The 13,849-nt window shown below is 53.6% G+C and carries 10 protein-coding genes; 7 read left to right on the forward strand and 3 right to left on the reverse strand.

Translation table 11 applies throughout. The annotated features are described in order from the left end of the window. Positions 1-42 precede the first annotated feature (42 nt). From RBB62_RS07625 to RBB62_RS07640, 4 genes are all read left to right on the forward strand, one after another. Positions 43-3,153, forward strand: a complete 3,111-nt coding sequence (locus RBB62_RS07625; RefSeq protein WP_309398143.1) for a glycoside hydrolase family 2 TIM barrel-domain containing protein — start codon at positions 43-45, stop codon at positions 3,151-3,153. A gap of 220 nt (positions 3,154-3,373) precedes the next feature. After that, complete coding sequence (locus RBB62_RS07630) at positions 3,374-4,759, forward strand: hypothetical protein (RefSeq protein ID WP_309398144.1); 1,386 nt, start codon at positions 3,374-3,376, stop codon at positions 4,757-4,759. Positions 4,760-4,845: 86 nt separating this feature from the next. Further along, on the forward strand, positions 4,846-5,760 hold the full coding sequence (locus RBB62_RS07635) for a hypothetical protein (protein ID WP_309398145.1): 915 nt from the start codon (positions 4,846-4,848) through the stop codon (positions 5,758-5,760). A gap of 276 nt (positions 5,761-6,036) precedes the next feature. Further along, on the forward strand, positions 6,037-6,183 hold the full coding sequence (locus RBB62_RS07640) for a hypothetical protein (RefSeq protein WP_309398146.1): 147 nt from the start codon (positions 6,037-6,039) through the stop codon (positions 6,181-6,183). On the opposite strand, the gene RBB62_RS07645 is transcribed toward RBB62_RS07640, so the two are convergent. The 3 genes from RBB62_RS07645 to RBB62_RS07655 are packed head-to-tail and all read right to left on the reverse strand — an operon-like array spanning position 6,164 to position 9,226. After that, complete coding sequence (locus RBB62_RS07645; protein WP_309398147.1) at positions 6,164-7,711, reverse strand: phytoene desaturase; 1,548 nt, start codon at positions 7,709-7,711, stop codon at positions 6,164-6,166. The two genes, RBB62_RS07640 and RBB62_RS07645, sit on opposite strands and share 20 nt — an antisense overlap. 59 nt (positions 7,712-7,770) lie before the next feature. Further along, entirely contained in the window at positions 7,771-8,514 is a 744-nt protein-coding gene (locus RBB62_RS07650; RefSeq protein WP_309398148.1) for a class I SAM-dependent methyltransferase, read from the reverse strand. A gap of 49 nt (positions 8,515-8,563) precedes the next feature. Beyond that, positions 8,564-9,226: a phosphorylase family protein gene (locus RBB62_RS07655; protein ID WP_309398149.1), complete on the reverse strand. Its 663-nt coding sequence runs from the start codon at positions 9,224-9,226 to the stop codon at positions 8,564-8,566. A gap of 106 nt (positions 9,227-9,332) precedes the next feature. Between RBB62_RS07655 and RBB62_RS07660 the strand changes: the two genes are divergently transcribed. From RBB62_RS07660 to RBB62_RS07670, 3 genes are all read left to right on the forward strand, one after another. Next, positions 9,333-10,166 carry a GYF domain-containing protein gene (locus RBB62_RS07660; protein ID WP_309398150.1) on the forward strand — a complete coding sequence of 278 codons (834 nt, stop codon included), beginning with the start codon at positions 9,333-9,335 and terminating at the stop codon, positions 10,164-10,166. 55 nt (positions 10,167-10,221) lie between these two features. After that, positions 10,222-12,216, forward strand: coding sequence for a squalene--hopene cyclase (gene shc, locus RBB62_RS07665; protein WP_309398151.1), 1,995 nt, complete (start codon positions 10,222-10,224; stop codon positions 12,214-12,216). A 77-nt stretch (positions 12,217-12,293) separates the two neighbouring features. After that, a complete protein-coding gene (locus tag RBB62_RS07670) occupies positions 12,294-13,277 on the forward strand; it encodes a glycosyltransferase family protein (RefSeq protein WP_309398152.1) in 984 nt (327 codons plus the stop codon). Positions 13,278-13,849: the final 572 nt, after the last annotated feature.

Raw genomic sequence — 13,849 nt, forward strand, 5'->3', positions numbered from 1 at the left:
TGCATGAAGTTCCTGCTTCGCCCCCCGCCAATCTAGAACGACATGCAATTCCCGATCCGTAACTCTAAGAACCTCTGGGAAATCCCCGAGCTAACCCACATCAATCGCCTGGACATGCACTCCGGCCTCCTGCCCTACCCAAGTGTAGAGGAAGCGCTGGCCGCAGAATGCTCTCCCCGTGTGCGATGCCTCAACGGTGAATGGCAATTCTCACTCCTCTCGAAGCCCGACGAAGTCAGTGAGGACATGCTTACGAGTGACTATGATGACTCCGCCTGGGGCCAGCAAACTGTTCCATCGCTCTGGACACTTCAAGGCCTTTGGGATCAGCCCATCTACACCAATGTGCAGATGCCCTACGAGAACACTCCGCCGATCGTTCCAGAGGAGAATCCCACCGGTGTTTATCGACGCACTTTTGAGCTCGACGAAGGCTGGACCGAACGCCGGACGGTGCTGCACTTTGGTGGCGTAGAAAGCTACTTTGAAGTCTATGTAAACGACATCTTTGTCGGAATGTCTAAGGATAACCGTCTGCCCTCAGAATTCGACGTAACATCCGTTGTCAAAACAGGCGTCAACACCCTCGCCGTCAAGGTCCTCAAGTGGTGTGATGCAAACTACATCGAAGATCAGGACCAGTTTTGGCATGCTGGAATTTACCGTCGTGTATTTCTCTACTCGACCGGACCTGCGTGGTTACAGGATATCTTTGCCGAAACGGACTACGACAGCTTAACCCAGGAAGGTGAGCTGGACCTTCAGATAAAGCTCGGGTTCGCTCTCCGCGCCTACCTTCCAGAAGGTCCACAATCAAACTTCACCGTCGAGGCCGAACTCCGCGATCCAGCCGGCGAGCTCATTTATGAAGACAGCGAAGAGATCGACTATCGCTTCCGCATGAGCAACTACGCTGCGAATATTTACGCACTCATTCCCGATTGCGCCGCGTGGTCCGCTGAGCAACCGCAGCTCTACACTCTCACCGTTTCGCTCTACAACGATGAGGGTGATTTGCTCGAAGCCAAGTCGACCAAGATTGGCTTTAAAAAGGTAGTCGTCGAAGGCCGCGAGCTGCTGATCAATGGTAAGGCGGTGATGATTCGCGGCGTCAATCGCCACGAATTTAATATGCGCACCGGACGCACATTGACGCGCGAAGATATGATCGAGGATATCCTGATTCTCAAGCAGCATAACTTCAACGCCGTCCGCACCGCCCACTATCCGAACGATGAGCTGTGGTATGACTTGTGCGACGAATACGGCCTCTACATCATGGATGAGGCGAACCTCGAAACCCATGCCAACTACCCAACGATGTGCCGCGATCCGCGCTGGCGCAGTCAATTCGTGGAGCGCGGCGTGCGCATGATCCTGCGAGACCGTAACCATGCGTGTATTTTCAGTTGGTCACTGGGGAATGAGTCGGGCAACGGCGAGAACCATGACGCCATGGGAGCCGCCATGCAAGCGCTCGACACCAGCCGTATTTTCCATCACGAGGGCGAGCTACATCTTTACTGGTGCCAAGGCCCCAAGGACTACGCCGAAACGCAGCCTTACCACAATGAGCTCATCGGCCCGATGTATCCAAGCGCAGAGGAGCTCAAGAAGTGGGCAGAAACCACCACCGACCACCGTCCCTACATCTTCTGCGAATACTCCCATGCAATGGGCAACAGCTGCGGCGGCCTCAAGGACTACTGGGAGCTGTTTGATAACTACCACGGCCTCCAAGGCGGCTTCATCTGGGAGTGGGTCGATCATGGCATCCTGACTACCGATGATCAGGGCCGCGAATTCTGGGGCTACGGCGGAGACTTCGGCGAAACCACTCACGACTCAAATTTCTGCGTCGATGGCATGATTGCGCCCGACCGCACAATTCGCCCCGCTGTCTATGAGTTTAAAAAGCTTGCGCAGCCGATCGGCATTAACCAGCTCGATCTCACCCAAGGCAAGATCCGCATAGCCAACAAAAACTACTTCACCACGCTCAGCCAATACATTGGCAAGTGGGCCATTGAAACCGCGGGGAAAGTTGTGGCCGAAGGTGAAATCCCCGCGCTCAACACCATGCCGGAAGCGTCTGACGTAGTCACGCTTCCCTTGCCTGCCATTAGCCGTCGCGCTGATGAGGAGAGCTTCCTCAAGGTCAGCTTTTGTCTGCGCGAAGCCACACAATGGGCTAACGCTGGCCACGAAGTCGCCTGGGAGCAATTTGCCATGCCGGCTTCGGAAATCACTCCCGTCAAACACCAGCCAACCTATGACGTGAGCACCACCAACGAAGGTTCTTTGACAAAAATCGCCTGCGGTGAGCTGGAGCTCATTGCCGATACAGACTCTCAGAGTATCACATCGGTAAATTTCGCCGGGCAGAAGTTACTCAACGGCTTTGCCGACCTCTGCGCTTGGCGCGCCACCATCGACAACGACGGCATCCGACAATGGACCGGCCAGGATGAAAAACCGATGGGCATGTGGCTCAATGCCGGACTCAATGCGCTGGAAATCAAGGACCGCAGCTTGTCCATCAACGGTGCAAAGGTCACTCAGCGAACGGTTTGGGTGGGTGCAGATGAGGCCCTGGAAATCATCCACGAACAAAAAATCGAAGTGCTGCCGACCGGCCAAATTGTGGTCGAAAACATCTGCAACTATGCCGACGGGCTCCCCACTCTACCCCGTGTGGGGGTCGTTCTGGAAACCCCTGCTGGCTTCGAAAACCTCACCTGGTATGGTAAGGGTCCGTGGGAAAACCATATCGACCGCGACGCCGGAACCCCCGTAGGCCTCTACAGTGGGACCGTTGACGAACAGTATGTGAAGTATTCCATGCCACAGGAAAACGGCAGCAAATCCGCCGTGCGTTGGTTCACGCTGAACAACGGCCAGATCGGCCTGAAGTTCTCCGGAGCCCCGACTTTCGAGTTCTCGGTGCGCCACTTAACCGATGAGGACCTCTTCACCAGCTTTCATCCCAATGAGCTGGAAGACAAGCGACGCGCTGAAACGATCATCCACATCGACCACAAACAGCGAGGCTTGGGCAGCGGTAGTTGCGGTCCGCAGACCTCAGAACCCTATTGCGTCCATCCTGGCCAGTACCAGTTTAACTACACGATTACAGCCTTCCACCATGACTAGGCTCAAAGCTTCAATTCCAGACCGTGCTTAAGTTAGGTCGGTCTGGAATTGAGACTCCTAATACTCTGACAGCCGGATTGACATTATGTCACCTAAGTGTCAGAGTATCAACATGATGTTATACAATAGGACTGTCACTTACCTAACCTGCTTCCTTCCTATAACTTGTGTCTTCGCAGATGACGTTGCCGATCTAGCCGGCAACTGGGTTGATCATAGCGTGGAAACGCCATCCTACCTCGTCGAAACCTACTACAACACTGACACCCAAGAAACGCGCACGTCGTCTAATTCCCAGGACTACGCGCAAACTGGCGAAATAATTGTAGACACCTACTTCATTAATCAGTTTGACGCTGGCCAAACCTTGATGACGATATCAACCGAGGGCGTTTACACTGGTAGCGACTTTTCTGGACAAATTCTCGACTTTAGCCGCGGTCGTGTGCTCGCCAAGGACAGCGATGAAACCTTGAGTGAATCTGTCCCTGTATTCGTCAATAACGCCCAAGATGTGCTCATCACGTCAGATGGCTTTGATGGCGGCCATGAACTCAATATCCTGATCCGTAAACCAGATTCGCTGAGTGAGGCAGATCTGGACGGCGCTTGGACAATTGGCACTGCAACGATTCCAGCTGTTTTGTATGAGAGTTACTATAACAGCGATTCAGACAGCAATCGCAGCGCCACCAATGATGACTTCGCCCAAAATGGCGAGCAACTGGTCGACCTACATCGCTCCAGTGAATTTGAAAGCTTTTGGGGCGGATTAACCATCAGCAGCGGCTCATTCAGTGGATTATTCTCCGGCTCCATCACGCCATCCAGCCTCATGGCGATTGTGACGCCCGACGATGAAGACGCTTCGCCAATGACATTCTCCATCAACCAGAACAAGGATGTAATGGTCTACACAGACACAGACGAAGATAGTGAAAGCATCGAGCTGGTTATCCTCGCCCGCAAGCCCTCGACTCTCAACCTGGCTGATCTGGAAGGCACATGGCGGGTCGCTTCGTTACTCATTCCAGTCGAGCTGAAAGAGTCCTACTACAATAGCGATTCGGGGGTCAGTCGCACCGGCGACATTAATGACTTTGCGACCACCGGCGAACAATTCGTCGACATTTATTATACCTCTGAATTCGAAACTGAACAGGGCAGCATGGAAATTGATGCCTCCGGCAATGCTACTGGCTTAATTGCGGGAGCCTTCACTGTAGAGTCGGACAATACACTTACCTTTACCGACAGCGAAGGCTCGGCTCCAGTATTCATCAATGCATCAAAGAATTTCGCCTACAATATTTCTCTCGATAGCCAGGAGATGAACATTCACGTGCTCACTAAGGTGTCGTCCAACATTCCCGACACCTTCGAAGAGAAAGTCGATGTCCGCTTGGTGGAAGTCGATGGCGAGACGGTCATTACCCTCAATGGCGGCGACAACTTGAAGGTCGTCGAAAGCAGTACGCTCGGTGACTCCCCGACCACTTGGAGCGAAGTTGATTCCCCCCAAGGAACAAGCATCGTTACCCCCAGCACTTCAGGCCAAAGCGCGAAATTCTACAGCGTGACGCCACGCACCGACGAGACCGATTAAGCCTTTGGTAAAAGAGCGGGAGTTGCACATTTTTTTAATTTCAATCCACATCAGGCTGGCCTAAAGTCATGCGCATGCAACCCCGCATGCCTACCTTTGCCTGCATCCTGACTTTACTCTCCCTGGTCACGATCTCCCTGGCACAAACCGAATCCAGTTTAGCCCCCAGCGGAATACGACTGCGCGGGGAAAATGGAGCAGAAATCGTCGCTGCTGGCGTGCTTGAGGCCCGTCCCGAAGGCGCAGTAATTCTACTTTACGGACGCAGCACGCCGATCCTCGCAGCATGGGATAAGTTTGACCTGGAGCTACTGAAAGAAGATCAGCCCAAAATTTACTTCGGCTACCTGGACGCCAAGCGATTTAACCGGCCCTTCTTGCTCAAGCTTGGTGTTTACGCCGATATCGTCAGCTTTGAGGAAACCATTATTGAGCTCAACCGTGAGTTACTCAAGCCACGCTTCTATCCACTTCCTCAAAACATCAACTACCTCATCGAGCAGGAGCCCGACGTCATTCGCTGGAAAGTCCGCGACACCAATCGATACGCCAAAATAATGCGGGATTACCAACAACAGTTGGAGGACTTCTTTCGCCGTATCTTTCCCAAGGAATCCGTGATCATTGACGACCAGGGAAACGTCCACTTTAAAGACCGCCCCACGCGAGTGGACTTAAACCGAGCCGAAACCACCACCGGCAAAGTCTTATCCGTCTTGGCGGACACCCGTCGCACCCCGTCCCGCATAGGGATTGAATACCTGAATGAGGTAACCACTTTTCGCGAAGACGTCACCAAGCTCTGGCTAGAAATGCGCGCAAAAATCCCCAATGCCGCCTTTAATCAAGGTAACCTCAACCATCAGAAACTCCCGTCGCTCATGGATGAAGCAACCATAGCGCTTACGGCGCTGCTCAATGAGGAGCACCTGCATCAAAGCAATCAGCAGCGGCTGAGCGATTTCTACCTATTCGTTTACAGTCATACCCCTAGTTTTTGAGGGGAATGAATACAAAAAAAGTGTCGCTTATCGAACTCAAAGCATGAAAAATGCTAAACTTTCATCAAAGTTTTGCTACTGCGAGGACGTTCTTGACTCTAAATACAATACTGAAAAATCTTTGTAACGACTATGGGTAACCGGCGATTTCTTCCTAGTTTTGAACAAGTAAAAAGCGCGATTGAGGAGCTGCCAGATCCGGCAAGCTACGAATCGAGCGAGTGCTCAGTGGCCATCAAAACCGGTAGTTCAACTAGCGAAATAGATTTTAAGCGTGTGAAATTCAATGCCGGAGATGGCAATAGTATCTTTCGTTGGGTTTACGAAGGTAAGATCATGATTCGCAGCAGCGACATGGGTAAGAAGCGTAAGAAATCCAAGGACAAAGACGATGGAGTCGTCTTTAGCGTATCGATGCGATAAATTTATCGAGCACCTTGGCTGAGCTGATTACGCCCGGCAAGCCTGCTCCGGGATGCGTCCCGGCACCCACAAAATACAGCCCGTCCACGTCCTCGCTCTTGTTGTGTGGGCGGAACCAAGCGCTCTGCGTCAAGAGCGGTTCTGTCTGGAATGCACTACCCTGGAAGGCATCCAAGCGGTCGTGGAAATCCTGCGGCGTAAAGATGAGCTTCGACTTCAGGTGTTTACGTAAATCCGGCACGAGATGGTCCTTCTCTAGCGAGGCAAAGATGCGGTCCGCGTATTCCTCCTTGATCTCGGCCCAATTCTGGCCGCCCTTCAAATTGGGCACTGGGCTCAACACGTAGAAGCATTCGCACCCGGGAGGCGCCAAGCTCGGGTCCGTCCGCGTTGGCGCGTGTAGGTAGAGCGAGAAGTCTTCCGCGACCACTCGCTTGTCAAAAATGTCTCCCAGTAGTCCCTCATACCGAGGCCCGAGCACGATGCTGTGATGAGGCAGGTGCTCGTAGGTCCGATCCGTACCGAAGTAGATGACAAACAAGCTCATCGCGTAGCGCATGCGCTCGATACGCGGATTCGTCCACTTGCGGCGATGCTCGGGTTTTACGAGCTTACGGTAGGTGTTGGCCACGTCGCCATTGCTGATCACCACGTCGGCTTCGAAATATTCCTCACCAGTCTTGTTGAAGCGATAGCCCGGCTTACGAGTCGAGTCGGCCAGATCTTCTTCCTGCGAGCCCAGCGCCACGCGAACTCCTTTAACGCGGCCGTTCTCCACGACGATTTCTTCCGCCCTAGCGCCAAGAATCAGTTTGCCTCCGATGTCCTCAAACAGCTTCACCAAGCCACGCACAAGCGCGTTGGTCCCCCCCATCGCGAAGTGCACGCCCCAATGCTTTTCGAGGTAGTGAATCATCGCGTAAATCGCAGACGAACGCAGCGGATTACCGCCAATCAAGAGTGGCTCAAAACTGAACACCTGCCGCAGTTGCGGGTCCTTGATATAGTGGCTGACACGCTTGTAAACCGATTGCTCCGCGCGCAGGCGCACGAGATCGGGCGCGACCTTGATCATCTCCCAAAATGAATGGAATGAATGGTCGGCCAAGTCCGTAAAGGCGCGATCAAAAATCTGTTCGCTGTAGGCTAGAAACTGACGGTAGCCCTCGACGTCGTCAGGATTGAATTTAGCGATTTCAGACTCAAGCGATGCCTGCTCGCCACGATAGTCAAAGACTTTTCCGTCGTTGAAATAGATGCGATAAAATGGGTCGCAGGGCACGATGTCCACGTAGTCGGCAATCTTCTTGCCCGCGACTGTGGCTAGCTCGTCGAGCACGAAAGGCACGGTGATGATCGTCGGGCCGGCGTCATAAGTGAAGCCCTGGTCCTTGTAAACATAGGCACGGCCGCCGGGCTTGTCCCGCATTTCGAGCAGCGTCACGTCATAGCCCTTTGCCTGCGTGCGGATCGCCGCCGCCAGTCCGCCAAAACCACTACCAATGACTACTGCCTTCTGCTTGTGCATAAATGAGATAAGAAACAGCTTACGCGCTTTGACAAGCTCCAGAGTAATTTTCTACGCTATCAAGCTTTGAAAGCCTCAATCATGAAAGCCAGCGGATATTGGACGAAGTCATCCCAAAACGCCGGTTCCTCGGCTTCTGGCGAGACTTCCAAGCCGTGAAAAATGACCTCATCGAAGCCCGCCTTGAGCAACGCGTCGCGGTAGGCTTCTTTGGGCAGGTAGTAATTATCCACCACGCATTCTTCTCCGCCATTGAGCAGATGGAAGCGGATCAGTGCTCCTTCGCGTGCCTCGTCTTCCAACTCGAGGTGGATGTCGTATTTCCGGTAGTCCTGCTTCTCGTGGAAGTAGACGTCCGGGTCCGTCGTAAAAGTCACAAAGCGCCCACCCGGCGCTACACGACGCGCGACGCCGGCGCAAAATTGGTCCAGCTCCACCAGCGTCTGCGCATAGACCAGCAGCCAAGCCGACACCGCTAATTCAAACTGCTCGGCCTCACCCGTAGTGCAAACATCCTCTACTGCATAGCGAATATCCAGCGGAGCGGAAGCCTCCTCCTGCTGCGCAATGTGGATCATCGCCTCGGACAAATCAACGCCGAACACCTCGGCGGCACCTCGCTCTTTCACCTTGCGAGTGAAGTGCCCCGCCCCACACGCAAGGTCGATCACGCGCTTGCCCGACACATCTCCAATCAGACGTAGAAAGGAATAATCCTCCACGTATTTGCGCCAAGGCTTCTTCTTGCTCTCAACGTAGTCAGCGGCGATCTGGTTGTAGTCAGTCTTCTCAGTAGGCGGCATGCCATCAGCCAACACACTTCACCGCAATTCTACGAGTTAAAAACCCTCATCAGTTCTCTTCGTTCGGCAACTTGGTGATCTCTGACACGAGCACACTCGTCAACCCGCGCCGGACGCCAGACAGCGGCTTCAGGAACCGCATCAGGCGCCCGAGATCCCCCCAATGCCACGCCAAATAGAGCCCAAGCTTGACCGGCGTGGTGACGCCCTGCTCCTGGTCATAACTACGGCTTAAAATGTCCACCGGCACGTCTTCGCTTGCGGTGTCGCTCACCGCGCGTACCACGATGAGTGGCGTCTGGTGTTTTTGGGCAACCGCTTCGACGTGGGCGCTTTCCATGTCCACCAGTGGCGCGCCACTTTCGGCGAGCAAACGTGCCTTATCAGAAGCGGTTGCAATCACGTCGTCGGCAGTGGCGATTTTACCTTCGCCGCGATTGATAATCACCTCGCCCCGCTTCAGTGTTGGGTCCAGCGCGCCAGCAAAACCAGCCAACATCAGTGTTTTAACTGGGTAAAAATCGAGAAATTTCTCCGTCCGCAACGCGCAGTGCGGCGGCCCCATTCCGACCACGCCCACCGCAATTTCCCGGTCGTTAATATTACCGCGCCAAGTGGGCAGATGCCTCTCCAGCTTAGCAGGTGCCTTGTTTTTCAGGCGAACTACAAACTCTGAGGCTTCAAAATGACTAGGAAAGACAACGCCGATCATCGCGACGTTCTGGCGTCTATTCCACCGTAGCGCAAACGATTTTATAGCCGCTTACGGCTCGCCAAGATCATTACGACCTGTTTTTATCCAGCAAAACACTACAGGCATGTCTGACTCCAAAGAGAAAATCTGGTATTACGCCGAAAATGGTCAACAAGTTGGCCCTTTCACCACTGATGAAATTATGGTCTTTGTGCAGAGCGGAAACATTTCTGCCGAAACCCACGTATGGAAAAATGGCATGGACGCCTGGAAACCCATCCAACACGTCCCCGAATTACTCGATTCACAAGCGCCAACTCCACCTCCCAGCCCAGAAGACAATGCGCCAGCCAGCCTCAAACTCGGTGCTGGACGGGAATTCCAATCGGTCAATGAGGCTGATTCCGACCCCAACGCAGGAGTGCAGATCACCGACATGCTCGCCGCCACCCCTGAAGGCATGCCCGCCAAACACCAGGAACCACGCATCGTCGCCCAGTCGAAAGTCGGTTTCTTCGAAAGCTTTGGCCTGGCCTCGTTTGAATCCGCCTTTTTTGCTGTCACCTTGATTCTTGGGGGCATTGCCTGTGCAATCATGCTCAAGTATTGGCACGCCATCGTGATTGGCGTCAGTTGCCTGTGGATGTTCGTGGCGGGCATCGCGCTGATCGTCCGGGCGTTCATGAAACATTGGGGCTGGGGCCTCGCCTACTTGTTTATACCCTTTGCCGCGCTGGTATACATCGTCGTGGATCTCAAGAACGCATACAAACCGGTCGTCCTCTACATCGTCGGCTTGGCTGCCTTCTTTACCACGATTCAGTCCCCTAGCTTTCAGGAAAGTCCTCTCTTCGAGTATGTCGAAGAATACCAACAGATGATCGATGAGGAAATCCAGAAACAGCAACAAGAAATGGAAGAGCGCCGACAAGAGCGCACGAAAGAATTCGACCAGTAGTAGGCAGAACGCTTTTTCCTTGGTCTTAGCTTAAATTTCACTATCCCAACTACTTATGGCGGATTCCGTTTCTTCTTCCACCGGCCCCACGATTGAGGGCGTCGATGAGTCCATTGAGCGCATCAAGGAGTTCCTCTTTTCCATTCAGGAAAAAGGTGGCTACTGGAATTGCGAGCTCCCCATCGACATAACCGTCGCCTGCGACTACGTCCTGTATTTCTACTGGGCCGGCCTACAGGACCAACTGCCCAAGGAAAAGATTCTCGCTCACATCAAAAAGCGCCAAAACGAAGACGGCGGCTGGTCGCAATTTCAGGACGGTCCGAGCGAGATCGGCGCAACTGTCAAGGGCTACTACGCCCTCAAGATGCTCGGCGAAAGCCCGAACTCGGAGATCATGACCAAGGCACGCGACCAAGCGCTGGAGCTCGGCGGCATTCCTGCCCTTTGCACCTGGTATAAGCTCACCCTCGCACTCATCGGCTGCTTCCCGTGGAAGGATTGCCCGCTGATCCCTGTCGAGGTGATGATTCTTCCGAAGTGGTTCCCGATCAACATTTATCGCGTCAGCAGTTGGACCCGCAATATGCTCGTTCCTTTGGCAGTGATCAACCACTACAAACCCACACGCATCATCGAGAGCTGCCCGGACCTCAACGAGCTCTACCCAGGCGGCACGATGGAAGGCGAATGGGGCCTGCCGTGGAGCAAAAAGATTTTCTCCTGGAAGAACTTCTTCCTGGGCTGCGACAAGACTTTCCGCTTCGTCAACCACCTGCCCGGCGGCCTGTTCCGCAACCGCTCGCTCAAGGCGGCGGAAGGCTGGATCAACGATCGCGTCACCCACGGCTCCGACGGCATGGGCGCGATCTTCCCAGCCATGATGAACGTCCTGCTGGCGCTGGAATGCCTGGGCTACTCCAAGGACCATTGGATCTTCGAAAAGAACCTCAAGCACTTCGTTGACCTCACCACCGACGGCGACTCTTGGGCCACCTACGGCAAGACACAGGGCAACACCACTGACGGCCCGGATGAGTGGCGCATCGCGCCGTGCTTCTCCCCCGTCTGGGACACCGCCATCGCCACGATGGCCATCGCCGAGAGCGACCACGATCCCGCCGACCCACGCCTTCAGGCGGCAGCAGACTGGCTCATCCAACGCGAGATATCCTTCCGCGGCGACTGGAAGGAAAACTGCGATTTTCCCGAAGCCACCGGCTGGGCATTTGAGTTCAACAACGATTTTTACCCGGATGTCGACGACACCTTCCAGGTCGTGCTCGGCCTCAAGCCGCTGCTCGCGACCAACGTTAAATCCCAGCAAATCACGCTGGACCGCGCCATCCGCTGGTGCCGCGCCATGCAGTGTAAGGAAGGCGGCTTTGCGGCCTTCGACAAGGACATCACTGACGCCTGGCTGGAGGAAGTTCCCTTCGCCGACCACAATGCGATCCTCGACCCACCCTGCTCAGATATCACTGGCCGCGCACTCGAAACCCTCGCGCTCATGGGCTACGATCAGGATGACGACGTGGTCCAGCGCGCCCGCAAGTTCCTCGTCGATACGCAACTCGAAGACGGCTCGTGGTTTGGCCGCTGGGGAGTGAACTACATTTACGGCACCGGTCACGCCCTGCGCGGCCTGCACGCCATCGGCGAAGATATGTCCCAAGGCTATATCCAGCGCGCCCGCAACTGGCTGGAAAACTGTCAAAACGAAGATGGCGGCTGGGGCGAATCCATCTGGACCTACCACGACGAGACGACCAAGGGCGAAGGCGAATCCACGCCATCGCAAACCGCTTGGGCGCTCCTCGGCCTCTTGACTTTTGGCAACCCGAATCGCCCGTCGATTCAGCGCGGCGTTGAGTATTTGCTCAAAAACCAGAAGGACGACGGTTCCTGGCGCACCCGCCTCTTCACCGGGACCGGCTTCCCCCGCATTTACTACCTGAAGTACGACAGCTACGAATGGAGCTGGCCGCTCTACGCGCTCTCCAAGTATCGCAAGCTGGTGAATAGCCGAAACTTCTCTAACACTAACTAATAATTGGATGGATTCGTTTAAGGATTGCTGTCGCTAAATCCAACCTCGGACAATTCAATATTTTTGCATCACCAACAATGCTCCACAAAAGTAGTAGCATCGATCTGAAGCGAGGCGTAATCACTCTGGCTTTTGGCAAAGAAGAATATATCCGTATGGGCGTGGCACTCGGTTCTGGACTGCAAAAGTTCTGTCCAGAGTTGCCGCGTGCGGTGGTTACTGATCAGCCAAACGGTCCTCTAGCAGAGTTGTTTGATATCGTGATTCCGCTCAATCCCGAGTATGGGAAAGATGTCATTCAAAAACTATATCTGGACCAGTATACTCCATTCGAATCGACGCTGTTCATCGATTGCGACTGCTTAATTTTTGGCAATTTGGATTATGTTTTCGAAGGAATGGCTGGAGGTGAAAACATCATACCAGATGAACTTTATTTCCATAACTTAGAGAATCCGAAAAAAGGAATCGATTTCGCCTTACTTGAAGAAAAAACAGGCCTGAAAGAACTACCTGGTTTTAACGGTGGAGTATACTACATTGAGAAGGATACTCTTAGCGAGCGAACATTCATCTGTGCCCGGGACATCCTCCAGATTTACCCAGAATACGGAATTGGCAAATTTCGAAGCGGCCCAAATGACGAGATTGTTCTATCGATTGCGATGACATTGGTCGGCTACACACAGCGAAAATTGCCCAAGCAAGTCATGAGGGAAACCTTCGGACTTGATGGCAAAATGCAGTTGGATTCGATCACAGGCAACGCTCGGTTAACGTGCTACGGCATAACCTATACTCCGTCTATTGTCCATTTTTGTTCCGGCTGGCGTGACCAAAAAGCATATGAGCATGAGATGGGCAAGCTCGCTATTCTCCGCTCTACAGCACCCGGGGCGTTAGCGCGTGCTCATTTGTACGAATACACACTGCCTCCGCTGCGAGCATTCCTTAGAAAACTAAATCAGATCGGGAAATCAATGTGGAGCTTGGTGCCTAGGCCAGTACGTTTGTCATACTATGCTATCACGGCGCGTTTACGGAGAGTTATCCACTCATAGAAAAACTATAGACTTAACCCCAAATTGCCAGGTATAATTTAAAATTGCCATTTTCTAGAATCTTTCATGGTTTATTATGGTGCTTGGCCACTCCCTCCCCAGCCGACAATTTCGCAAAGTCAGCGCTTCTCTGACCGCCGCGCAGCTAATCGCTCCTCATTTGGTCCGCGCTCAACCTGAAACCTACCCGATCGCTCCCCCCTTAACAGCCTGTCTGATTTGATCGCTCGCGTTGGTGCCTTTGAGAAAGCCAAAATCGAGACCACAGAACCAGAATCTGAAGAGGTACCCTTCTAGCCCGGATATTGCATGAGAGCGATTGATCGGTCAGGATTTATTCGGATTTAATATTACGATTAGTTTCCGGGGGCTGTTTTGAGCAAAATCGGTCTTTTTTGATGAATGGGAACACAGTTTCCCTCACCCCCATCGTTTCGTCGAGCCGGGGCAGCTCCGTTTTGATTTAGGTTGGCACGAGCCTGTTGACTGCTTGGCCAAAGAGCTCTTTGAGTGGATGGGCCTCGCTGAGGTGGATTCGGATTCGTCGCGTGTTGCGGGTGATGACTGCTCCG

This window comes from Cerasicoccus maritimus (assembly GCA_031296935.1).
In the GTDB taxonomy this organism is placed as follows: Bacteria; Verrucomicrobiota; Verrucomicrobiia; order Opitutales; family Cerasicoccaceae; genus Cerasicoccus; species Cerasicoccus maritimus.

Excerpts from the sequence above, each read along its gene's own strand:
- RBB62_RS07635 (WP_309398145.1), top strand. The coding sequence starts at position 4,846 with ATGCCTACCTTTGCCTGCATCCTGACTTTACTCTCCCTGGTCACGATC.
- shc (WP_309398151.1), top strand. The coding sequence starts at position 10,222 with ATGGCGGATTCCGTTTCTTCTTCCACCGGCCCCACGATTGAGGGCGTC.
- RBB62_RS07660 (WP_309398150.1), top strand. The coding sequence starts at position 9,333 with ATGTCTGACTCCAAAGAGAAAATCTGGTATTACGCCGAAAATGGTCAA.
- RBB62_RS07655 (WP_309398149.1), bottom strand. The coding sequence starts at position 9,226 with ATGATCGGCGTTGTCTTTCCTAGTCATTTTGAAGCCTCAGAGTTTGTA.
- RBB62_RS07650 (WP_309398148.1), bottom strand. The coding sequence starts at position 8,514 with ATGCCGCCTACTGAGAAGACTGACTACAACCAGATCGCCGCTGACTAC.
- RBB62_RS07670 (WP_309398152.1), top strand. The coding sequence starts at position 12,294 with ATGCTCCACAAAAGTAGTAGCATCGATCTGAAGCGAGGCGTAATCACT.
- RBB62_RS07625 (WP_309398143.1), top strand. The coding sequence starts at position 43 with ATGCAATTCCCGATCCGTAACTCTAAGAACCTCTGGGAAATCCCCGAG.
- RBB62_RS07645 (WP_309398147.1), bottom strand. The coding sequence starts at position 7,711 with ATGCACAAGCAGAAGGCAGTAGTCATTGGTAGTGGTTTTGGCGGACTG.